The 22812-nt window shown below is 70.2% G+C and carries 18 protein-coding genes; 16 read left to right on the forward strand and 2 right to left on the reverse strand.

Going from position 1 to position 22812, the window contains the following annotated elements:
• Positions 1–237: 237 nt before the first annotated feature.
• The gene (locus ACZ6I3_RS03070; RefSeq protein WP_469411131.1) at positions 238–852 is read right to left on the reverse strand and encodes a beta-class carbonic anhydrase; all 615 of its coding nucleotides are present in this window, start codon (positions 850–852) and stop codon (positions 238–240) included.
• A gap of 309 nt (positions 853–1161) precedes the next feature.
• Between ACZ6I3_RS03070 and rsmH the strand changes: the two genes are divergently transcribed.
• The 16 genes from rsmH (at position 1162) to ACZ6I3_RS03150 (ending at position 19301) form a co-directional block, all read left to right on the forward strand.
• Entirely contained in the window at positions 1162–2118 is a 957-nt protein-coding gene (gene rsmH / locus ACZ6I3_RS03075; RefSeq protein WP_469411133.1) for a 16S rRNA (cytosine(1402)-N(4))-methyltransferase RsmH, read from the forward strand.
• Between the two features lie 49 nt (positions 2119–2167).
• Entirely contained in the window at positions 2168–2617 is a 450-nt protein-coding gene (ftsL, locus tag ACZ6I3_RS03080; protein WP_469411135.1) for a cell division protein FtsL, read from the forward strand.
• A gap of 394 nt (positions 2618–3011) precedes the next feature.
• The gene (locus ACZ6I3_RS03085; RefSeq protein ID WP_469411137.1) at positions 3012–4964 is read left to right on the forward strand and encodes a peptidoglycan D,D-transpeptidase FtsI family protein; all 1953 of its coding nucleotides are present in this window, start codon (positions 3012–3014) and stop codon (positions 4962–4964) included.
• Positions 4965–5142: 178 nt separating this feature from the next.
• Positions 5143–6663: a UDP-N-acetylmuramoyl-L-alanyl-D-glutamate--2,6-diaminopimelate ligase gene (locus tag ACZ6I3_RS03090; protein WP_469411139.1), complete on the forward strand. Its 1521-nt coding sequence runs from the start codon at positions 5143–5145 to the stop codon at positions 6661–6663.
• 28 nt (positions 6664–6691) lie between these two features.
• Positions 6692–8098, forward strand: a complete 1407-nt coding sequence (locus ACZ6I3_RS03095) for a UDP-N-acetylmuramoyl-tripeptide--D-alanyl-D-alanine ligase (protein WP_469411141.1) — start codon at positions 6692–6694, stop codon at positions 8096–8098.
• The gene (gene mraY / locus ACZ6I3_RS03100; protein WP_469411680.1) at positions 8098–9189 is read left to right on the forward strand and encodes a phospho-N-acetylmuramoyl-pentapeptide-transferase; all 1092 of its coding nucleotides are present in this window, start codon (positions 8098–8100) and stop codon (positions 9187–9189) included. The genes ACZ6I3_RS03095 and mraY overlap by 1 nt, the downstream gene beginning before the upstream one ends.
• On the forward strand, positions 9186–10610 hold the full coding sequence (murD, locus tag ACZ6I3_RS03105; protein WP_469411143.1) for a UDP-N-acetylmuramoyl-L-alanine--D-glutamate ligase: 1425 nt from the start codon (positions 9186–9188) through the stop codon (positions 10608–10610). Before mraY ends, murD begins: the two co-directional genes overlap by 4 nt.
• Before the next feature lie 145 nt (positions 10611–10755).
• The gene (ftsW, locus tag ACZ6I3_RS03110) at positions 10756–12120 is read left to right on the forward strand and encodes a putative lipid II flippase FtsW (RefSeq protein WP_469411145.1); all 1365 of its coding nucleotides are present in this window, start codon (positions 10756–10758) and stop codon (positions 12118–12120) included.
• A 6-nt stretch (positions 12121–12126) separates the two neighbouring features.
• Positions 12127–13224, forward strand: a complete 1098-nt coding sequence (murG, locus tag ACZ6I3_RS03115; RefSeq protein WP_189729075.1) for an undecaprenyldiphospho-muramoylpentapeptide beta-N-acetylglucosaminyltransferase — start codon at positions 12127–12129, stop codon at positions 13222–13224.
• 32 nt (positions 13225–13256) lie between these two features.
• On the forward strand, positions 13257–14051 hold the full coding sequence (locus tag ACZ6I3_RS03120) for a cell division protein FtsQ/DivIB (protein ID WP_469411147.1): 795 nt from the start codon (positions 13257–13259) through the stop codon (positions 14049–14051).
• Between the two features lie 289 nt (positions 14052–14340).
• On the forward strand, positions 14341–15534 hold the full coding sequence (ftsZ, locus tag ACZ6I3_RS03125) for a cell division protein FtsZ (protein WP_189729071.1): 1194 nt from the start codon (positions 14341–14343) through the stop codon (positions 15532–15534).
• Positions 15535–15544: 10 nt separating this feature from the next.
• Positions 15545–16276 carry a peptidoglycan editing factor PgeF gene (gene pgeF / locus ACZ6I3_RS03130; RefSeq protein WP_469411149.1) on the forward strand — a complete coding sequence of 244 codons (732 nt, stop codon included), beginning with the start codon at positions 15545–15547 and terminating at the stop codon, positions 16274–16276.
• A gap of 6 nt (positions 16277–16282) precedes the next feature.
• Positions 16283–17002 carry a YggS family pyridoxal phosphate-dependent enzyme gene (locus ACZ6I3_RS03135; protein WP_469411151.1) on the forward strand — a complete coding sequence of 240 codons (720 nt, stop codon included), beginning with the start codon at positions 16283–16285 and terminating at the stop codon, positions 17000–17002.
• A 129-nt stretch (positions 17003–17131) separates the two neighbouring features.
• Positions 17132–17773 carry a cell division protein SepF gene (locus ACZ6I3_RS03140; RefSeq protein WP_184596554.1) on the forward strand — a complete coding sequence of 214 codons (642 nt, stop codon included), beginning with the start codon at positions 17132–17134 and terminating at the stop codon, positions 17771–17773.
• Between the two features lie 59 nt (positions 17774–17832).
• Positions 17833–18117, forward strand: coding sequence for a YggT family protein (locus ACZ6I3_RS03145; protein ID WP_115908676.1), 285 nt, complete (start codon positions 17833–17835; stop codon positions 18115–18117).
• 56 nt (positions 18118–18173) lie between these two features.
• Positions 18174–19301: a DivIVA domain-containing protein gene (locus ACZ6I3_RS03150; protein ID WP_215122039.1), complete on the forward strand. Its 1128-nt coding sequence runs from the start codon at positions 18174–18176 to the stop codon at positions 19299–19301.
• Between the two features lie 212 nt (positions 19302–19513).
• Here ACZ6I3_RS03150 and ileS read toward each other — a convergent pair whose 3' ends face one another.
• Positions 19514–22657, reverse strand: a complete 3144-nt coding sequence (gene ileS / locus ACZ6I3_RS03155) for an isoleucine--tRNA ligase (RefSeq protein WP_469411155.1) — start codon at positions 22655–22657, stop codon at positions 19514–19516.
• Between the last annotated feature and the right edge of the window lie 155 nt (positions 22658–22812).

Raw genomic sequence — 22812 nt, forward strand, 5'->3', positions numbered from 1 at the left:
TCCCGGGCCGACGCCGCATGACGCGCGCCGGCCCACCCCGAATCACGGACACCACGCGTGAAACGCTCAGCGTGACGTCACTCCCGCATTCTTGCTGCCGTTACCGATTCGTGTCACTCGACTGTGGATAACTGGCCGCGATATGTCGGCCTTGCGACCCTTTCGAACGTGTGACTGACAGGATTTCGACAGCTGCGGCAGGCCGGCTCGGGGGTGGTGACGGGGCTGGTGACCAGGTCAGGAGGCGGGGTCGATCTCCCGCAGCAGGCCGGTCCCGACGTCGTAGACGAATCCGCGGACGTCGTCGGTGTGCGGCAGGAACGGCGAGGTGCGCACGCGCCGCATCGACTGCCGTACGTCCTGGTCGACGTCCTGGAAGGACTCCACCGCCCAGGCCGGGCGCTGGCCGATCTCGGCCTCCAGTTCGCCCCGGAAGTCCTCGGTGAGGGTCTCCATGCCGCAGCCGGTGTGGTGGACGAGGACGACGCTGCGCGTCCCCAGCTTGCGCTGGCTGATGGTGAGGGAGCGGATCACGTCGTCGGTGACGACGCCGCCGGCGTTGCGGATGGTGTGGCAGTCGCCGAGCTCGAGGCCGAGCGTGGCGAGCGGGTCGAGGCGGGCGTCCATGCAGGCCACGACGGCCACGTGCAGGGCGGGGGCGGCGGCCATCCCGGCGTGGCCGAAGTCGGCGGCATAGCTGGTGTTGGCGTCGACCATGCGGTCGGTGGCCGTGCCGCTTGCGGCCGTGGCGCTCTCCGAGTCCGTGGGAAATGATGCAGAAGTCGTCATATCCATGACGGTACTGGTCACGGCTGTTCCAGGTCCGCTGTGAGAGAGGACAAAGAACGCCATCGGGCCTTGTGGTGAGGTAACCCACAAGGGTGGTGTGCCCGCTGGTCGCGACGCGCAGGCCGGTTGATTGACCGGGAGACACGGTGGACTAAAGTGACGCGAAGCGGGAGGCGAGACTCTCCCCGCTGGACTGATTTCCCCGGAGACCCGGCGACGCCCGGCGATCTCCCCACGTGCGCGGCGCGTACGTACGGCTCGGCCTCCTCCCGCTCCCGGTCGGCTGACGCTTCCGGCGCCGGCAGGCCTCCCCTTCAGCAGCGGGCGGGGACCCGGCGGTGCGTGGGCTCGTGCCGGATCTGAGAGGCCCCCTTGAGCCAGAGTCGACACGTCCCGGTGATGCTCCAGCGGTGCCTGGACCTGCTGGCACCCGCCCTGGAGGGCCCGGACCCGGTGGTCGTCGACTGCACCCTCGGCCTCGGCGGCCACAGCGAGGCGCTCCTCGAGCGGTTCCCCGAGGCGCGGCTCGTCGCCCTCGACCGGGACAAGGAGGCCCTGCGCCTGTCCGGCGAGCGCCTCGCGCCCTACGGGGAGCGCGCCACCCTCGTCCACGCGGTGTACGACGAACTGCCCGAGGTGCTGGACAAGCTCGGCATCGCGCGCGTGCGGGGTGTCCTGTTCGACCTGGGCGTCTCCTCCATGCAGCTCGACGAGGCCGACCGCGGCTTCGCCTACGCCCAGGACGCCCCGCTCGACATGCGGATGGACCAGACGACCGGCGCGAGCGCCGCCGAGGTCCTCAACACGTACCCGCCGGGCGAACTCGTCCGCATCCTGCGGTCGTACGGCGAGGAGAAGCAGGCCAAGCGGATCGTGTCCGCGGTCGTGCGCGAGCGCGAGAAGGAGCCGTTCAGCAACAGCGCGCGGCTGGTCGAGCTGATCCGGGACGCCCTGCCGCAGGCCGCCAAGCGCACCGGCGGCAACCCGGCCAAGCGCACCTTCCAGGCCCTGCGTATCGAGGTCAACGGCGAGCTGTCCGTGCTGGAGCGGGCGATCCCGGCCGCGGTGAAGGCGCTCGACGTGGGCGGGCGGATCGCGGTGCTGTCGTACCACTCGCTGGAGGACCGGCTGGTCAAGCAGGTGTTCGCGGCGGGCGCCGCCACCACCGCGCCGCCCGGACTGCCCGTCGTGCCCGAGCGCTACCAGCCGCGGCTCAAGCTGCTCACGCGCGGTGCCGAACTCCCCACGGAAGAGGAGATCGCCGAGAACCGGCGCGCGGCACCGGCGCGGTTGCGCGGGGCGCAGCGCATCAGAGAGGACGTCGAGTGAGCCACGTGCAGGGCGGCGGCCGGTGTGTTCCGGACCCGAGGGAGCGTGCGTGAGCGGCAAACCCGAACTGAAGGGGAGGGCGGCACGTCTCGCGCGGCTCCTCCCGGCCGGCACCGCGCAGGCGGCCCGCATGCCGTTCGTGCTCCTCGTGGTCCTCCTCCTCGGCGGCGGCCTCATCGGTCTCCTGGTGCTGAACTCGGCCCTCAGCGAAGGCGCGTTCCAGCTCGACGACCTCCAGCGCGAGACCAAGAGCCTCACCGACGAGGAACAGGCCCTCCAGCGGGACATCGACGCCTACTCCGCCCCCGAGGCCCTCCAGCGCCGTGCCCGCGAGCTCGGCATGGTGCCCGGCGGCGACCCCGCCTTCCTCGACCGCGACGGCACCGTCAAGGGCGTCCCCAGCGCCGCCCCCGGCGTCTGGCAGAGCGCCGCGCACCTCCCCCTGGTCCTCGCCCCCGAGGCCATGCCCAACGGCCCCGCCCCGACCCCCGGCAGGTGACGGAAGTGTCCTTCAGGGAACCCCCGCGCCGCCGGCTACCGGCCCTCACCGGCCCCGGCCGCCCCCGTGATCCCGGCGTTCGTCCGGCCCTCGGTGCGGTTTCCGTTCACGGGCTCGTGGCGGCTCGGGTGTCCGCCGGGCGGTCGCCGTTGCATGCCGTCGGCCTCGAGGCTTGGCCCGGCTGTCCCCGTGATCCCGGTATTCGTCCGGCCCTCGGTGCGGTTTCCGCTCGTGGGCTCGTGGTGGGTCGGGGCTTCGGCCGGGTGGCTCGGGTGTCCGCCCGGCGGGCGCCGCTGTGTGCCGTCGGTCCCGAGGTCCGGTGCCGGCCCGGTCGTGGGCCCGCCGCCGTGTCCGTCCGCCCCCAGACCGCTCCGACCCCCGGCAGGTGACGGAAGTGTCCGACAGGGAACCCCCGCGCCGCCGCGTGCCCGGCCCCGCCAGGCCCGCTCGGCCCGATGCACGGCGGCGTCCCGGGCCAGGTGCCCGTCCGGCCCGGCGGCCGGCGCAACGGCCGGGGGCGCCCCGGCCGTTGCGGCTGGGCAGCCCCCGGCCCCGGCTGCGGCTGGTCGGGCTGGCGCTGACGCTGGTGATGATCGCCTTCGTCGTGCGGCTGTTCCAGGTGCAGGCCGTCGACGCGAGCACGTACGCGGCCAAGGCCGAGCAGAACCGCTATGTCGGGCAGGTGCTGGCAGCCGACCGGGGCGAGATCACCGACCGGTCCGGTGTCGCCCTGGCGACCAGTGAGGACGCCTACGACATCACGGCCGACCCCACGATGTTCGCCCCGGGCCACCTGAAGATCGGTGACGGCCCCGAGCAGGCCGCCGCGCTCCTCGCACCGATCCTCGGCCAGGACCAGGACGCCCTGGTCGAGAAGCTGCGGCCGAAGAACAAGAACCTGCGCTACGCGAAGCTGGCCTCCCGCCAGACCCCGCAGGTCTGGAAGCAGATCAAGGACCTGAAGTCCGCGCTCGCCAAGAAGGAGGAGACGGACAAGTCCGCGCACAACGTTCTCGCGGGAGTCTTCTCCGTCGCCACCAGCAAGCGCGTGTACCCCAACGGCGACCTCGCCGCCGGGATACTGGGCTGGGTCAACGGCGAGGGCAAGCCCGGCGGCGGCATCGAACTCCAGCTGGACAAGCAGCTGGCCGGCAAGGACGGCAAGATCCGCTACGCCCAGTCCGGCGGCCGTCTCGTCCCCACCGTGGGTTCCACCGAGACACCCGCCGTGCCCGGCAGCGACGTCGAGCTCACCATCGACCGCGACATCCAGTGGGCCGCCCAGAAGGCCATCACCGACCAGGTGAAGGAGTCCGCGGCCGACCGCGGCTACGTCATCGTCCAGGACACCCGCACCGGCCAGATCCTGGCCATGGCCAACTCACCCGGCTTTGACCCCAATGACCTGTCCGACGCCGACTCGGCCGCGCTCGGCAACGCGGCCGTCCAGGACGCCTTCGAGCCCGGCTCCACCGCCAAGGTCATGTCGATGGCCGCCGTCCTCCAGGAGAACACCGCCACCCCGATGACCCACGTCGTCGTGCCCAACCGGCTGCACCGCGGCGACCGGCTCTTCAAGGACGACATCGACCACCCGACCTGGTACCTGACGCTCAACGGCGTCCTCGCCAAGTCGAGCAACATCGGCACCATCCTCGCCACCGGCCAGCTCGGCAAGACCCAGGCCCAGTCCAACAAGGTCCTCTACGACTACCTGCGCAAGTTCGGCCTCGGCAGCTACACCGGCCTCGGCTTCCCCGGCGAGACCAAGGGCATCCTCGCCCCGCCCGACAAGTGGTCGACCTCGCAGCAGTACACGATTCCTTTCGGCCAAGGCGTCTCCATCAACGCCATGCAGGCGGCGTCCGTGTACTCGACCATCGCCAACGGCGGCGTCCGTGTCGACCCCACGCTCGTCCGCGGCACCAAGGGCCCCGAAGGCCGCTTCACCCCGGCCGCCGAGCCCGAGAAGACCAGGGTCGTCAGCGCCAAGACGGCGAAGACCCTCGCCCAGATGCTGGAGTCCGTCGTGGACGACGAGGAGGGCACCGGCACCAAGGCGCGCATCCCCGGCTACCGCGTCGCGGGCAAGACGGGCACGGCCAACCGCGTGGATCCGGCCACCGGCAAGTACCACGGCTACACCTCGTCGTTCGCCGGGTTCGCGCCCGCCGACAAGCCCCGCGTCACCGTCTACTGCGCCATCCAGAACGCCACCCAGGGCAGCTACTTCGGCGGCCAGATCTGCGGCCCCGTCTACAAGCGGGTCATGGAGTTCGCACTGAAGTCCCTCCAGGTCCCGCCGACCGGAGCCAAGGCCGCGAAGCTGCCCGTCTCCTTCAACTGAACCCCCAGCCCCTGATCAGCACCGAGCCACCAGGACCGCCCCCGTGACAACGATCACCCCCGACCCCGGGAACCAGAGCAGCGGCGCCCCCTCACTTCGCCCGGAGGCGGGTACGCCCGGTACGCTCACCGCCGTGCCACACGCTGATCAGTCCCAAACCACCCAGAAGGGCCATCCCGTGACATATCCCGGGCCGCCCAGGCCGGTGCAGGTCTCCGCCACACCCCTCGCGGAACTCTCCGACCAGCTGGGTGCTCCCACGCCGGAGAGTGCCGCCGAGGTCACGGGCATCACCCATGACTCCCGCGCCGTACGCCCCGGCGACCTGTACGCCGCCCTCCCGGGCGCCCGGCTGCACGGCGCCGACTTCGTCACGCAGGCCGCCGGCCTCGGCGCGGCCGCCGTGCTGACCGACCCCACCGGCGCGGAGCGCGCCGCGGAGTCCGGGCTGCCGGTCCTCGTCGTCGACGACCCCCGCGCCCAGATGGGCGAGCTGGCCGCCACGATCTACGGCCACCCCGGCCGGGACCTGCTCCAGATCGGCATCACCGGTACCTCCGGCAAGACCACCACCGCCTACCTCGTCGAGGGCGGCCTGAAGACCGTCCGGTCCACCGGCCTGATCGGCACGGTCGAGATGCGCATCGGCGACGAGCGCATCAAGTCCGAGCGCACCACCCCCGAGGCCACCGACCTCCAGGCCCTGTTCGCCGTCATGCGCGAGCGCGGCGTCGACGCGGTCGCCATGGAGGTCTCCAGCCACGCCCTGGTCCTCGGCCGGGTCGACGGCTGCGTCTTCGACATCGGCGTCTTCACCAACCTCAGCCCGGAGCACATGGAGTTCCACTCCGGCATGGAGGACTACTTCCAGGCCAAGGCGCAGCTGTTCACGCCGGAACGCGGCAAGCTCGGCGTCGTCAACATCGACGACGAGTACGGCCGCAGGCTGGCGAACGAGGCCACCGTCCCGGTCGTCACCTACTCGGCCGAGGGCCACCCCGACGCCGACTGGCGCGCCGAGGACGTCGAGGTCGGCCAGCTGGACTCGACGTTCACCGTCATCGGCCCCAAGGGCGAGCGGATCAGCGCCAAGTCGCCGCTGCCGGGCCCCTTCAACGTGGCCAACACCCTCGCCGCGATCGTCGCCCTGGCCGTCGCCGGCCTCGACCCGCACGCCGCCGCCGACGGTGTCGCCGCCGTACCCGGCGTGCCGGGCCGGCTGGAGCGCGTGGACGCCGGACAGCCCTACCTCGCGGTCGTCGACTACGCCCACAAGACGGACGCGGTCGAGTCGGTCCTCAAGGCGCTCCGCAAGGTCACCGAGGGCAAGCTGCACATCGTTCTCGGCTGCGGTGGCGACCGGGACAAGACCAAGCGCGAGCCCATGGGCGCCGCGGCGGCGCGGCTCGCCGACACCGCCGTACTGACCTCCGACAACCCCCGCGGCGAGGACCCCCTCGCGATCCTCGCCACGATGCTCCAGGGCGCGGCCTCCGTGCCCGCGCACGAGCGTGGCGAGGTGCAGGTCTTCGAGGACCGGGCCGCCGCGATCGCCGCCGCCGTCGCCCGCGCCGAGCCCGGCGACACCGTGCTGGTCGCGGGCAAGGGCCACGAGCAGGGCCAGGACATCGCCGGGGTGGTCCGTCCCTTCGACGACCGCCAGGTACTTCGCGAAGCCGTCCAGAAGACCCAGGGATGAAAATCCAGAAGACCCAGGGGATGAACTTGTGATCGCCCTCTCCCTCGCCGAGATCGCAGAAGTCGTCGGCGGGCAGACGCACGACATACCGGATCCGTCCGTCCAGGTCACCGGACCGGTCGTCCGTGACTCCCGTGAGGCGGTGCCGGGCAGCCTGTTCGCCGCCTTCGCCGGCGAGCGCGTGGACGGACACGACTACGCGGCGGCGGTCGTCGAGGCGGGAGCGGTGGCCGTCCTCGGCACCCGGCCCGTCGGCGTGCCCGCGATCGTCGTGGACGACGTCCAGACGGCCCTCGGAGCCCTCGCGCGGCACGTCGTACGACGTCTCGGTGCCACCCTCGTCGCCCTCACCGGCTCGGCGGGCAAGACCAGCACCAAGGACCTCATCGCGCAGGTGCTCCAGCGCAAGGCCCCCACGGTGTTCACGCCCGGCTCCCTCAACAACGAGATCGGACTGCCGCTGACCGCGCTCAGCGCCACCGAGGAGACCAGGTTCCTCGTCCTGGAGATGGGCGCCCGGGGCATCGGGCACATCAGCTACCTCGCCGGTCTGACGCCCCCGAAGGTCGGCCTCGTCCTCAACGTCGGCAGCGCCCACATCGGCGAGTTCGGCGGCCGTGAGCAGATCGCCCAGGCGAAGGGCGAACTCGTCGAGGCACTCCCGGAGGACGGAACCGCCGTCCTCAACGCGGACGACCCCTACGTACGGGCCATGGCCGCCCGTACGAAGGCGAAGGTGATTTTTTTCGGAGAGTCCGGCGAAGCGGACGTTCGGGCCGAGAACGTGCGACTCACGGACACCGGACAGCCCTCGTTCAGGCTTCACACACCCTCCGGTGCAAGTGACGTGACCATGCGCCTGTACGGTGAGCACCACGTGTCGAACGCGCTCGCCGCGGCCGCCGTCGCCCACGAACTGGGCATGTCCGCAGACGAGATCGCCGTGGCGCTCTCCGAGGCGGGCTCCCTCTCCCGCTGGCGGATGGAGGTCACCGAGCGCCCGGACGGCGTGACGATCGTCAACGACGCCTACAACGCGAACCCCGAGTCCATGCGAGCCGCTCTGCGCGCGCTCGCGGCGATGGGCAAGGGGCGGCGGACCTGGGCGGTGCTCGGCAAGATGGCCGAGCTCGGGGACGAGGCTCTCGCCGAGCACGACGCGGTCGGGCGGCTCGCCGTCCGGCTCAACGTCAGCAAGCTCGTCGCGGTCGGTGGCAGGGAAGCCGCCTGGCTGCAACTGGGCGCATATAACGAGGGTTCGTGGGGTGAGGAGTCGGTGCACGTGTCCGACGCACAGGCGGCGGTCGACCTGTTGCGCAGCGAGTTGCGCCCGGGGGACGTCGTGCTCGTGAAGGCGTCCCGTTCGGTCGGCCTCGAGAGCGTGGCGCAGACGCTCGTCGAGTCCGGTGCCGAGGGTGAGGTTTCCGCCCGATGATGAAGCAGATCCTGTTCGCAGGAGTCATTGGCCTTTTCCTGACCCTGATCGGCACCCCGCTGCTGATCAAGCTGCTCGCCCGCAAGGGCTACGGCCAGTACATCCGCGACGACGGCCCGCGCGAGCACGCCGCCAAGCGCGGTACGCCGACCATGGGTGGTATCGCCTTCATCCTGGCGACGGTCGCCGCGTACTTCCTCGCCAAGGTGATCACGGGCTATCTGGACCCGGAGGCCGACGCGGCACCGACCTTCTCGGGTCTGCTGGTGCTCGGCCTGATGGTCGGCATGGGCCTGGTCGGCTTCCTCGACGACTACATCAAGATCGTCAAGCGGCGTTCGCTGGGTCTGCGGGCCAAGGCGAAGATGGCCGGCCAGCTGACCGTCGGCATCGCCTTCGCGGTGCTGTCGCTCCAGTTCGCGGACAACCGCGGCAACACCCCCGCCTCCACGAAGCTGTCCTTCATCACGGACTTCGGCTGGACGATCGGCCCCGTGCTGTTCGTGGTCTGGGCGCTGTTCATGATTCTCGCGATGTCGAACGGCGTGAACCTGACCGACGGTCTGGACGGTCTGGCCACCGGCGCCTCGGTGCTGGTCTTCGGCGCCTACACCTTCATCGGCGTCTGGCAGTTCCAGGAGTCCTGCGCCAACGCGCAGACGCTGACCAACCCGGGCGCGTGCTACGAGGTACGGGATCCGCTCGACCTGGCGGTGGTCGCCTCCGCGCTGATGGGCGCCTGCCTCGGCTTCCTGTGGTGGAACACCTCGCCGGCCAAGATCTTCATGGGTGACACCGGTTCGCTGGCGCTCGGCGGTGTGCTCGCCGGCCTCGCGATCTGCTCCCGCACCGAGCTGCTGATCGCCATCCTCGGCGGCCTCTTCGTGCTGATCACCATGTCCGTGGTGATCCAGGTCGGCTCCTTCCGCCTCACCGGGAAGCGCGTCTTCCGGATGGCGCCACTCCAGCACCACTTCGAACTCAAGGGCTGGTCCGAAGTGCTTGTCGTGGTCCGCTTCTGGATCATTCAGGGCATTTGTGTGATCGTCGGACTAGGCCTCTTCTACGCAGGGTGGGCAGCGGACAAGTGACCTCCTCGGAGCCCTTCGCCTTCCAGGGCAAGCACATCACCGTCGCCGGGCTCGGCGTCTCCGGCGTCCCGGCGGCCAAGGTGCTGCACGGCCTCGGCGCGATCGTCACGGTCGTCAACGACGGCGCCGACGAGCGCGCCCGGGCGCAGGCGGCCGAGCTGGAGGCGCTCGGCATCACCGTGCGCCTCGGCGACGGCGACACGCTGCCCGAGGGCTCCGAACTGATCGTCACCGCGCCCGGCTGGAAGCCGGACAAGCCGCTGTTCGCGGCGGCTCGTGACGCGGGCCTGGAGATCTGGGGCGACGTCGAACTGGCCTGGCGCCTGCGCGGCCCCGACGCCGCCCCCTGGCTCGCCGTCACGGGCACCAACGGCAAGACCACGACCGTCCAGATGCTCGCCTCGATCCTGGAGGCGGCGGGACTGCGTACCGCCGCCGTCGGCAACATCGGCGTCTCGCTCCTGGACGCGGTGCTCGGCGAGGAGCGCTACGACGTGCTCGCCGTCGAGCTGTCCAGCTACCAGCTGCACTGGGCGCCGTCGCTGCGCGCCCATTCGGCCGCCGTGCTCAACCTCGCCCCCGACCACCTCGACTGGCACGGCTCCATGGAGGCGTACGCCGCCGACAAGGGCCGTATCTACGAGGGCAATCAGGTCGCGTGCGTCTACAACGTGGCCGACAAGGCCACGGAGGACCTCGTCCGCGAGGCCGACGTGGAGGAGGGCTGCCGGGCCGTCGGCTTCACCCTGGGCACGCCCGCACCCTCCCAACTCGGTGTCGTGGAGGGCATCCTGGTCGACCGCGCCTTCGTCGAGAACCGGCAGAAGAACGCCCAGGAGCTCGCCGAGGTCGCCGACGTGAACCCGCCGGCCCCGCACAACATCGCCAACGCCCTCGCGGCGGCCGCCCTCGCCAGGGCCTACGGGGTGCCCGCCAAGGCCGTACGGGACGGCCTGCGGGCCTTCACCCCGGATGCCCACCGCATCGCGCACGTGGCCGACGTGGACGGCGTCGCGTACGTCGACGACTCCAAGGCCACCAACACGCATGCGGCGGAAGCCTCGTTGGCGGCCTACGAGCCGATCGTGTGGATCGCGGGCGGGCTCGCCAAGGGCGCCTCCTTCGACGAACTGGTCGCCAAGTCGGCGCCGCGGCTGCGCGGGGCCGTGCTGATCGGCGCGGACCGCGCGCTCATCCGGGAAGCCCTCGCGCGACACGCCCCGGAAGTACCCGTCGTCGACCTCGACCGGACCGACACTGGGGCGATGCTCCAGGCCGTCCAGGAGGCGCGGCGGCTCGCCCAGCCCGGCGACACGGTGCTGCTGGCCCCGGCCTGCGCCTCGATGGACATGTTCACCAACTACAACAAGCGCGGTGACGCGTTCGCGGAGGCGGTTCGCGAACTCGGCGCGGGCACCTGACGGTCGGTCTCGGCCACGACGGGTGCTTCGGGACCCTTGGAGGGACGCGTGACTCGGATGTGGCCCGAGACCAACCGGCGGACACCCGCCGCCGACCGGGGGCCGACGCCCCCACCCCTCCCACGCGCGTCCGCGGGAGCCGTCCATGCCCGGTAGCCGTACCGGAGGGCCACCCGCGCAGCGGCCCGTCCGCCGGCCCGCCGCGCCCCGGGCGTCGCGCGAGAGCGGCGTCCTCGGCCTGTACCTGCGGGCGCGCAGGGGCTGGGACCGGCCGCTGACCGCCTACTATCTGATCTTCGGCGGCAGCCTGCTGATCACGGTGCTGGGGCTGGTGATGGTCTACTCGGCCTCCCAGATCACCGCGCTCCAGATGTCCCTGCCGGGCTCGTACTTCTTCCGCAAGCAGTTGCTCGCGGCGGTGATCGGCGCGGGGCTGCTGTTCGCCGCCTCCCGGATGCCGGTGAAGCTGCACCGGGCGCTGGCCTACCCCATCCTCGCGGGCGCCGTCTTCCTGATGATCCTGGTGCAGATCCCGGGGATAGGAGTGTCGGTCAACGGCAACCAGAACTGGATCGCGGTCGGCGGCTCCTTCCAGATCCAGCCCAGCGAGTTCGGCAAGCTCGCCCTCGTGCTGTGGGGCGCCGACCTGCTCGCCCGCAAGCAGGACAGGAAGCTGCTGACCCAGTGGAAGCACATGCTCGTCCCGCTGGTGCCGGCCGCCTTCATGCTGCTCGGGCTGATCATGATCGGCGGCGACATGGGCACGGCGATCATTCTCACAGCCATCCTCTTCGGCCTGCTCTGGCTGGCCGGCGCGCCCACCCGGCTGTTCGCCGGAGTGCTGTCGATCGCCGCCGTGCTGGGCCTGATCCTCATCAAGACCAGCGCCAACCGCATGGCCCGGCTGCAGTGCCTCGGCGCCACCGAGCCCCAGTCGGGCCCCGTCGACTGCTGGCAGGCCGTCCATGGCATCTATGCCCTGGCCTCGGGCGGAATCTTCGGCTCCGGGCTGGGCGCGAGTGTGGAGAAATGGGGCCAACTCCCCGAAGCCCACACCGACTTCATCTTCGCCGTCACCGGTGAGGAACTGGGCCTGGCGGGGACGCTGTCGGTACTCGCCCTCTTCGCGGCTCTAGGCTATGCGGGTATCCGCGTGGCCGGACGCACGGAGGACCCCTTCGTGAGGTATGCCGCGGGAGGCGTGACCACCTGGATCACGGCCCAGGCCGTGATCAACATCGGTGCGGTGCTCGGTCTGCTGCCGATCGCCGGTGTCCCCCTCCCGCTGTTCTCCTACGGGGGATCAGCCCTGCTGCCGACCATGTTCGCCATCGGGCTGCTGATCGCCTTCGCACGCGACGAGCCCGCTGCGCGGGCGGCGCTTGCGATGCGGCAACCCCGCTTTGGTAGAAAGCGGGGGACTGGGGGCACCGGTTCCATTCGGAGTCCCCGGAGATGGAACACGATGCGACGGCGTGCCTCGGCGGCGCGCTCGTCCGGAGAGCGGTGAATTTCGGTGCATGTCGTACTCGCCGGCGGAGGAACCGCGGGCCACATCGAGCCCGCGCTCGCCCTCGCGGACGCCCTGCGCAGGCAGGATCCGAGCGTGGGCATCACGGCCCTGGGAACGGAGCGCGGCCTCGAGACACGTCTCGTACCCGAGCGTGGGTACGAACTCGCGCTGATCCCGGCCGTTCCGCTGCCGCGCAAGCCCACCCCCGAGCTGATCACCGTCCCGGGCCGGCTGCGCGGGACGATCAAGGCGACCGAGCAGATCCTGGAGCGCACCAAGGCGGACGCCGTGGTCGGCTTCGGCGGCTACGTCGCCCTGCCCGGCTACCTCGCGGCCAAGCGCCTCGGTGTGCCGATCGTCATCCACGAGGCCAACGCCCGCCCGGGCCTGGCCAACAAGATCGGCTCGCGCTACGCCAGCCAGGTCGCCGTCTCCACCCCGGACAGCAAGCTGCGTAACTCCCGTTACATCGGCATCCCGCTGCGCCGCTCCATCGCCACCCTGGACCGGGCCGCCGTACGCCCCGAGGCCCGGGCCGCCTTCGGTCTCGACCCGAACCTGCCCACGCTGCTGGTCACCGGCGGCTCGCAGGGCGCCCGGCGGCTGAACGAGGTCGTCCAGCAGGTCGCGCCCTGGCTCCAGCAGGCCGGAATCCAGATCCTGCACGCGGTCGGTCCGAAGAACGAACTGCCGCAGGTCCACCAGATGCCGGGAATGCCCCCCTACATCCCGGTAAGTTACTTGGACCGGATGGACCTCGCGTACGCCGCGGCGGACATGATGCTCTGCCGCGCGGGCGCGATGACCGTCGCCGAACTCTCCGCCGTCGGGCTCCCGGCCGCCTACGTCCCGCTGCCCATCGGCAACGGCGAACAGCGGCTGAACGCCCAGCCGGTGGTCAAGGCCGGCGGCGGTCTGCTGGTCGACGACGCGGAGCTGACCCCCGAGTGGGTCCAGCAGAATGTCCTGCCCGTGCTCGCCGACCCGCACCGGCTGTACCAGATGTCCCGCAGTGCCGCCGAGTTCGGCCGCCGGGACGCCGACGATCTGCTCGTCGGCATGGTGTACGAGGCGATCGCCGCCAGTCGTGCACATCGCTAGGCCCTGGGACGTATGACGGAAGGCAGGGGAGCGTGGCCGGATCGACCACCGCCGAGCGCGGTGAACGCCAGCAGAGGTCGTCCGGCCCGCCGCCCCGCCCGCGGTCGAGGCGGGCCCGGCTTCGTGTGATTGTCATCCTGGGCCTCGCCCTGGTCTTCCTCGGCTTCCCGACGGTATGGCTGTTCTACGGCTCCGACTGGCTGCGTGCCGAGCGCGTCTCCGTGTCGGGCACCAGGGTCCTGACACCGGCTCAGGTCCGGGCCGCCGCCGACGTTCCCCTCGGGAAGCCGCTGATTTCCGTCGACACCGAAGCGATCGAGACACGACTGCGCCGGAAATTGCCCCGAATTGACTCGGTTGACGTGGCCCGATCCTGGCCCGATGGAATCGGGCTGAAAGTGGTCGAGCGGACTCCGGTTCTGATTGTCCAAAAGGGCGGAAAGTTCGTCGAAGTGGACGATGAAGGTGTCCGTTTCGCCACGGTCTCCGAGGCGCCGAAAGGCGTGCCCGCACTGGAATTGACCCTGTCCCGGTCCAGCTCCGCCGCCGCGAGCCTGCGTCGCTTCGGCGAGTCCCGCCTGGTGCGCGAGGCGGTCGTCGTCGCCCGCGCCGTTCCGGCCGCCGTCGCCCGCGGCACACAGACCGTCAAGGTCCGTTCCTACGACGACATCTCGCTGGAGTTGAGGGACGGCCGCACGGTCGTCTGGGGCAGCAGCGAGAAGGGTGCGCTCAAGGCCCGTACGCTCAGCGCCCTGATGAAAGCCTCGCCCGGCGCGCGCTACTTCGACGTGAGTGTCCCCACCGCGCCCGCGTCATCAGCAAGTTGACGCACATCCGCGCAGGCCAGCACCCTGGTTGGGCAGTGCTACGGCTGATCACATAGGGTGAAAAGAAAAACGGGAGGTTCGGCGTGTTCGTTGAACGTGCGCCACTTGTCGACTTAGTGTCCTGTTCAGAAGACTCCAAGGAACAGACACACTGGTAACCCTAAACTTCAGGGTTAGGGTTCGGGTCGGCGATACGGACCGTCCCATTCGGCATCAGTCGTCGGGTCGCGGGGCGCAGGCGCGTCACGGTGATTCGGCGACACGTAACTCGAGGCGAGAGGCCTTCGACGTGGCAGCACCGCAGAACTACCTCGCAGTCATCAAAGTCATCGGTGTCGGCGGCGGTGGTGTCAATGCCATCAACCGGATGATCGAGGTCGGTCTCAAGGGCGTCGAGTTCATCGCCATCAACACCGACGCGCAAGCTCTGTTGATGAGCGACGCCGACGTCAAGCTGGACGTCGGCCGTGAACTCACCCGCGGACTCGGCGCCGGAGCCAACCCGGCCGTGGGCCGCAAGGCCGCCGAGGACCACCGCGAGGAGATCGAGGAGGTCCTCAAGGGGGCCGACATGGTCTTCGTGACAGCCGGTGAAGGCGGCGGCACCGGCACCGGCGGCGCGCCCGTCGTGGCCAACATCGCCCGCTCGCTCGGCGCTCTCACCATCGGTGTGGTCACGCGCCCGTTCACCTTCGAGGGACGGCGCCGCGCGAACCAGGCCGAGGACGGCATCGCCGAACTCCGCGAAGAGGTCGACACCCTCATCGTCATCCCGAACGACCGGCTGCTGTCCATCTCGGACCGCCAGGTCTCGGTGCTGGACGCCTTCAAGTCGGCCGACCAGGTCCTGCTCTCCGGTGTCCAGGGCATCACCGACCTCATCACCACCCCGGGCCTCATCAACCTCGACTTCGCCGACGTCAAGTCGGTCATGTCCGAGGCGGGCTCGGCGCTGATGGGCATCGGCTCGGCGCGCGGCGACGACCGCGCGGTGGCCGCCGCCGAGATGGCGATCTCCTCGCCGCTGCTGGAGGCGTCCATCGACGGCGCCCGCGGTGTGCTGCTCTCGATCTCCGGCGGCAGCGACCTCGGTCTGTTCGAGATCAACGAGGCCGCCCAGCTGGTGAGCGAGGCCGCTCACCCCGAGGCCAACATCATCTTCGGCGCGGTGATCGACGACGCCCTCGGCGACGAGGTCCGGGTCACCGTGATCGCGGCCGGCTTCGACGGCGGCCAGCCGCCGTCCAAGCGGGACAACGTTCTCGGCTCGTCCTCGGCCAAGCGCGAGGAGCCGGCCCCGGCGCGGCAGACCGAGAGCCGCCCGTCCTTCGGCTCGCTCGGCAGCGTGACCCCGAAGGAGGACCCGGAGCCCGCTCCGGAGCCGGTCAACGACATCCCGGTCGCCCCGCCGGTCCCGCCGGCGCCGCGGACCTACTCGGACAGCGCGGCCGAGGAACTGGACGTACCGGACTTCCTCAAGTGATTCTCCTGACGTGATAGGACAGCGCGAGAGCGTGGGCGGCGCGCACTTCGGCTTCACCGACCGGTGGGGCGGAGTGAGCGCCGCTCCGTATGAGGAGCTCAATCTCGGCGGAGCGGTCGGAGACGACCCCGACGCCGTACGCACCAACCGGGACCTGGCCGCCAAGTCCCTGGGTGTCGAGCCGGGCCGGGTGGTCTGGATGAACCAGGTGCACGGGGCCGACGTGGCGGTGGTGGACCGGCCGTGGGGATCCGCGTCCGAGATTCCGTCGGTCGACGCGATCGTCACGGTGAAGCGGGGGCTCCCCCTCGCCGTGCTCACCGCGGACTGCGTGCCGGTCCTGCTCGCCGACCCGGTCGCCGGGATCGTCGCAGCGGCTCACGCGGGCCGGCCGGGCATGATCGCCGGGGTCGTCCCGGCCGCGCTACGCGCGATGACCGAACTGGGCGCCGAGCCCTCCCGGATCGTCGCCCGCACCGGGCCCACCGTCTGCGGCCGGTGTTACGAGGTACCCGAGGCGATGCGCGCCGAGGTCTCCGCCGTCGAGCCGGCGGCGTACGCCGAAACCAGTTGGGGCACTCCGGCGGTCGACGTGAGTGCCGGAGTGCACGCCCAGCTCGAACGGCTCGGGGTGCGCGACCGGGCGCGGTCTCCGGTGTGCACGCTGGAGTCGGACGATCACTTCTCCTACCGCGGCGACCGCACCACCGGTCGGCTCGCGGGCTATGTGTGGCTGGACTGATGGGACATGACGGACCGTAAGGACGAACTCGCCGCGAATCTGGCGAATGTTGAGCAGCGCATCTCCGACGCGTGCGCGGCCGCCGGCCGGGGACGCGAGGAAGTGACCCTGATCGTGGTCACCAAGACCTATCCCGCGAGCGATGTGCGCGTGCTGGCGGAACTCGGGGTGCGGCATGTCGCCGAGAACCGCGACCAGGACGCGGCCCCCAAGGCCGCCGCCTGCGCGGATCTGCCCCTTACGTGGCATTTTGTCGGTCAACTCCAGACCAACAAGGTGCGATCGGTGGCCGGTTACGCGGACTTCGTGCAGTCCGTCGATCGTTCCAAGCTCGTCACAGCTCTGTCGAAGGAAGCCGTCCGGACCGGACGCGAACTGGGGTGTCTCCTCCAGGTCGCGCTCGACGCCGGGGAGAGCGCGAGGGGTGAGCGGGGCGGCGTGGCCCCCGGCGGGATCGAGGAGTTGGCCGGCCTGGTGGCCGGGGCGCCGGGGTTGCGGCTCGGCGGACTGATGACCGTCGCGCCGCTCACCGGCGAATATGCGGGACGCGAACAGGCGGCGTTCGAGCGGTTGATGGTTTTGTCGACCGACCTGCGCCGGAGTCATCCGGCTGCCACCATGGTCTCGGCAGGGATGAGTGCGGACCTCGAACAGGCCGTGGCGGCCGGAGCGACACATGTACGCGTCGGCAGCGCGGTACTCGGAGTCCGACCCAGGCTCGGGTAACGTCGCCACGAAGTCGGACCACAGCAGAAAATATGGTCATTGCCGCCGATAGGCGGACTCAAGGACCTCGTGGATCGCAGGCACTTGGCAGTCGTCAGCAGATCCACCACAGAGCGGAGGACTCAGAGCATGGCCGGCGCGATGCGCAAGATGGCGGTCTACCTCGGCCTCGTGGAGGACGATGGGTACGACGGCCGAGGATTCGACCCCGACGACGACTTCGAACCCGAACTGGACCCGGAGCCCGAGCGGGACCACCGACGGCACGAGCCGTCCCATCAGCCGCACGTCTCACATCAGCCCCAAAGGGACGAAGAGGTACGAGTCGTACAGCCGTCCGTGCCCCGCGAACCGGCCCCTCGTTCCGCTTCGCTCCCCGCGGAATCCGGACGCCCGGCGCGCATCGCGCCCGTGGCATCCATCACACAAGAACGCGCAAGTCTGGAGAAGAACGCACCGGTGATCATGCCCAAGGTCGTGTCCGAACGAGAGCCTTACCGGATCACCACACTCCACCCACGGACCTACAACGAGGCCCGTACCATCGGGGAACACTTCCGTGAAGGCACTCCGGTGATCATGAATCTGACTGAGATGGATGACACAGATGCGAAGCGACTTGTCGACTTTGCGGCTGGTCTGGTGTTTGGTCTTCACGGCAGTATCGAGCGGGTGACGCAGAAGGTGTTCCTGTTGTCGCCTGCTAACGTCGATGTCACGGCGGAGGACAAGGCCCGCATCGCAGAGGGCGGGTTCTTCAACCAGAGCTGAGACGTACCACCGGAAACAGCAGTACCCAGCACGGCACAGGGGAGAGGGAAGCGCAGGTCATGAGCGTGGTTCTGGATGTCATCTACATCGCGCTGATGTGCTTTCTCATCGTGCTCATCTTCCGGTTGGTCATGGACTATGTCTTCCAGTTCGCCCGCTCATGGCAACCCGGCAAGGCGATGGTGGTCGTTCTGGAGGCCACCTACACTGTCACTGATCCACCGCTCAAGCTTCTGCGGCGGGTCATTCCGCCGCTGCGTCTCGGGGGCGTGGCGCTAGACCTGTCCTTCTTCGTACTGATGATCATCGTCTACATCCTGATCTCGATCGTGAGCCGGCTGTGATGAGCGATGTGACCTACCGTCTTGCCGAATGCCGACGACTACGTTGAGGTGAAGAGATGCCGTTGACCCCCGAGGACGTGCGGAACAAGCAGTTCACGACCGTCCGCCTCCGAGAAGGCTATGACGAGGACGAGGTCGATGCCTTCCTCGACGAGGTCGAAGCCGAACTGACCCGCCTGCTCCGCGAGAACGAGGACCTGCGCGCCAAGCTGGCCGCGGCCACGCGCGCTGCTGCCCAGAACCAGCAGAACATGCGCAAGCCTCCGGAGCCCCAGCAGGATCAGCAGCAACAGCAGCAGCAGGGCATGCGCGGTCCGGGTGGTCCCGTACCCGCCGGCATATCGGGCCCGCCGCAGCAGCAGATGGGTGGCCCCATGGGTGGTCCGCCCCAGCTGCCGAGCGGTGCCCCGCAGCTGCCCGCCGGTCCCGGCGGTCAGGGTGGTCCGCAGGGTCCCGGCCCGATGGGCCAGGGTCCGGGCGGTCCGGGCCCGATGCAGCAGCAGATGCAGCAGCAGATGGGTGGTCCGATGGGCGGCCCCATGGGCGGTCCTCCGATGGGCGGCCCCGGTCAGGGAGGCCCCGGTGGCGACAGCGCCGCCCGTGTCCTCTCGCTGGCCCAGCAGACCGCCGACCAGGCGATCGCCGAGGCCCGTTCCGAAGCCAACAAGATCGTCGGGGAAGCGCGTTCGCGTGCCGAGGGTCTGGAGCGTGACGCCCGCGCCAAGGCCGACGCCCTGGAGCGGGACGCGCAGGAGAAGCACCGCGTGGCGATGGGCTCCCTGGAGTCCGCTCGCGCCACGCTGGAGCGCAAGGTCGAGGACCTGCGCGGCTTCGAGCGCGAGTACCGCACGCGCCTGAAGTCGTACCTGGAGTCGCAGCTGCGTCAGCTGGAGACCCAGGCCGACGACTCGCTGGCTCCGCCGCGGACTCCGGCTGCCGCGTCCCTCCCGCCGTCCCCGGCGCCTTCCATGGCTCCGGCCGGCGCGAGCGCCCCGTCCTACGGCGGTGGCAACCAGACGATGGGCGGCGGCCCGTCGCCGTCCGGTCCGTCCTACGGCGGTCAGCAGCAGATGTCGCCGGCGATGACCCAGCCGATGGCGCCGGTGCGTCCGCAGGGCCCGTCGCCGATGGGTCAGGCGCCCTCGCCCATGCGGGGCTTCCTGATCGACGAGGATGACAACTGACGGCCTGATGGCCAGTAGTACGGCGTAGACATCGGCAGCGTTCAGGGCGAGGCCCCGGGTTGATCCCGGGGCCTCGCCCTTTTGCCAACGCCTGTTCGTGTTGCCGTGCCTGTTCGTCCGTACGCAATCGCGTTCGTGCGACGCAACGCCGAAGGCCCGGTCCCGCCAAGATCTTTGGCGGGACCGGGCCTTCGGGATGTTCGGCCTGAGGGTTACGCCTTGCGCAGGCGGAACGTCAGGGACAGACCCTCGTCGCTGAAGGGCTCGCCGTAGGTGTCGTCCGCCTCGCCCTGGACGAAGTCCGTCGCCAGGACCTCGTCGGCGATCAGGCCGGCGTGGCCGGTCAGGGCCGCGACCGTCGCCGCGTCCGTGGCGGTCCAGCGCAGCGCGATGCGGTCGGCCACGTCGAGGCCGCTGTTCTTGCGGGCCTCCTGGATCAGCCGGATCGCGTCACGGGCCAGGCCCGCACGCCGGAGCTCCTCCGTGATCTCCAGGTCGAGGGCGACCGTGGCACCCGAGTCGGACGCCACCGACCAGCCCTCACGCGGCGTCTCCGTGATGATCACCTCGTCGGGAGCCAGCGTGATGGTCTCGCCGTCGACCTCCACCGACGCCGTGCCCTCGCGCAGGGCCAGCGACAGGGCGGCCGCGTCCGCGTTCGCGACGGCCTTGGCCACGTCCTGGACGCGCTTGCCGAACCGCTTGCCCAGCGCGCGGAAGTTGGCCTTGGCCGTGGTGTCGACCAGGCTGCCGCCGACGTCGCTCAGGGTCGCGAGCGACTCGACGTTCAGCTCCTCCGTGATCTGCGTACGCAGCCCGGAGTCCAGCGTGTCGAAGCCGGACGCGGCGATCAGGGCGCGGGACAGCGGCTGACGCGTCTTGACACCCGACTCCGCGCGCGTGGCACGGCCCAGCTCCACGAGCCGGCGCACCAGCACCATCTGCTTCGACAGCTCCGGGTCGATGGCCGTGAGGTCCGCCTGCGGCCAGGAGGACAGATGGACCGACTCCGGGGCGCCCGGCGTGACCGGAACGATCAGGTCCTGCCAGACCCGCTCGGTGATGAACGGGGTCAGCGGGGCCATCAGCTGCGTGACCGTCTCGACGACCTCGTGCAGGGTGCGCAGCGCCGCCTTGTCGCCCTGCCAGAAGCGGCGACGGGAGCGGCGCACGTACCAGTTCGACAGGTCGTCGACGAACGCGGACAGCAGCTTGCCGGCGCGCTGGGTGTCGTAGGCGTCGAGCGCCTGGGTGACCTGGTCGGTGAGCGCGTGCAGTTCGGACAGCAGCCAGCGGTCCAGGACCGGGCGGTCGGCCGGGGCCGGGTCGGCCTCGGACGGGGCCCAGCCCGACGTACGGGCGTACAGGGCCTGGAAGGCGACCGTGTTCCAGTAGGTGAGGAGCGTCTTGCGGACGACCTCCTGGATGGTGCCGTGGCCGACGCGGCGGGCCGCCCAGGGGGAGCCGCCGGCCGCCATGAACCAGCGGACCGCGTCGGCGCCGTGCCGGTCCATGAGCGGGATGGGTTCCAGGGTGTTGCCCAGGTGCTTGGACATCTTGCGGCCGTCCTCGGCGAGGATGTGGCCGAGGCAGACCACGTTCTCGTACGAGGACTTGTCGAAGACCAGGGTGCCGACCGCCATCAGCGTGTAGAACCAGCCGCGGGTCTGGTCGATGGCCTCGCAGATGAACTGCGCCGGGTAGCGGGCCTCGAAGGTCTCCTTGTTCTTGTACGGGTAGCCCCACTGCGCGAACGGCATCGAACCCGAGTCGTACCAGGCGTCGATGACCTCGGGCACGCGCGTGGCCGTTCTGCCGCACCCGTCCTGCGGGCAGGCGAAGGTGACCGCGTCGATGTAGGGGCGGTGCGGGTCCAGGCCCGACTGGTCGGTGCCGGTCAGCTCGGTCAGCTCGGTGAGGGAGCCGACGCAGGTGAGGTGGTCGTCCTCGCAGCGCCAGATCGGCAGCGGCGTGCCCCAGTAGCGGTTGCGGGACAGCGCCCAGTCGATGTTGTTGTCCAGCCAGTCGCCGTACCGGCCGTGCTTGACCGTGTCGGGGAACCAGTTGGTGTTCTCGTTCTCCGTGAGGAGACGGTCCTTGATCTCCGTGGTGCGGATGTACCAGGAGGGCTGCGCGTAGTACAGCAGCGCGGTGTGGCAGCGCCAGCAGTGCGGGTAGCTGTGCTCGTAGGGGACGTGCCGGAAGAGCAGGCCGCGTTCGTCGAGGTCGGCGGTGAGCTGCTCATCGGCCTTCTTGAAGAAGACGCCGCCGACCAGGGGCAGGTCCTCCTCGAAGGTGCCGTCCGGGCGGACCGGGTTCACGACGGGCAGGCCGTAGGAGCGGCAGACCTTGAGGTCGTCCTCACCGAAGGCGGGGGACTGGTGGACGAGGCCCGTGCCGTCCTCGGTCGTGACGTAGTCGGCGTTGACCACGTAGTGGGCCGGCTCGGGGAACTCCACCAGCTCGAACGGGCGCTGGTACGTCCAGCGCTCCATCTCGGCGCCCGTGAAGGTCTGGCCGGTGGTCTCCCAGCCCTCGCCGAGGGCCTTGGCGAGGAGCGGCTCGGCGACGACCAGCTTCTCCTCGCCGTCGGTGGCGACGACGTAGGTGACCTCGGGGTGCGCGGCGACGGCCGTGTTGGAGACCAGGGTCCAGGGCGTGGTCGTCCACACCAGGAGCGCGGCCTCGCCGGCGAGCGGGCCGGAGGTGAGCGGGAAGCGGACGAACACGGACGGGTCGACGACCGTCTCGTAGCCCTGCGCCAGCTCGTGGTCGGACAGGCCCGTGCCGCAGCGGGGGCACCAGGGGGCGACGCGGTGGTCCTGGACCAGCAGGCCCTTGTTGAAGATCTCCTTGAGCGACCACCAGACCGACTCGATGTACGCGGGGTCCATGGTGCGGTAGGGGTCGTTGAGGTCGGTCCAGAACCCCATGCGGGTCGTGAGTTCTTCGAAGGCGTTGGTGTGCCGGGTCACCGACTCACGGCACTTCGCGTTGAACTCGGCGATGCCGTACGCCTCGATGTCCTGCTTGCCGGAGAAGCCGAGCTCCTTCTCCACCGCCAGCTCCACCGGGAGGCCGTGGCAGTCCCAGCCGGCCTTGCGGGCCACGTGGTAGCCGCGCATGGTGCGGAACCGGGGGAAGACGTCCTTGAAGACGCGGGCCTCGATGTGGTGGGCGCCGGGCATGCCGTTGGCGGTGGGCGGGCCCTCGTAGTACACCCACTCGGGGCGGCCCTCGGACTGCTCCAGGCTCTTGGTGAAGATCTTCTGCTCGTCCCAGAAGGCGAGCACGGTGTGCTCGAGGGCGGGCAGGTCGACCTGGGCGGGCACCTGGCGGTACGTCGGCGATGTCATCAGCGGGCTTCCTCCGGCGGACTTGCTGCCTTCCGTCCGGAGGGACGAGAGCTGTGACTGTGCCTGCGCCGTCTTCGGCGCGCTCCCGCGGTACCACCCTCCTTGGCCCTCCGGTGCGGGGTGTGCGCCGGTGAGCCCCCTCATTAGGGTCGCGA

It is taken from the genome of Streptomyces sp. NPDC041940, assembly GCF_055589465.1.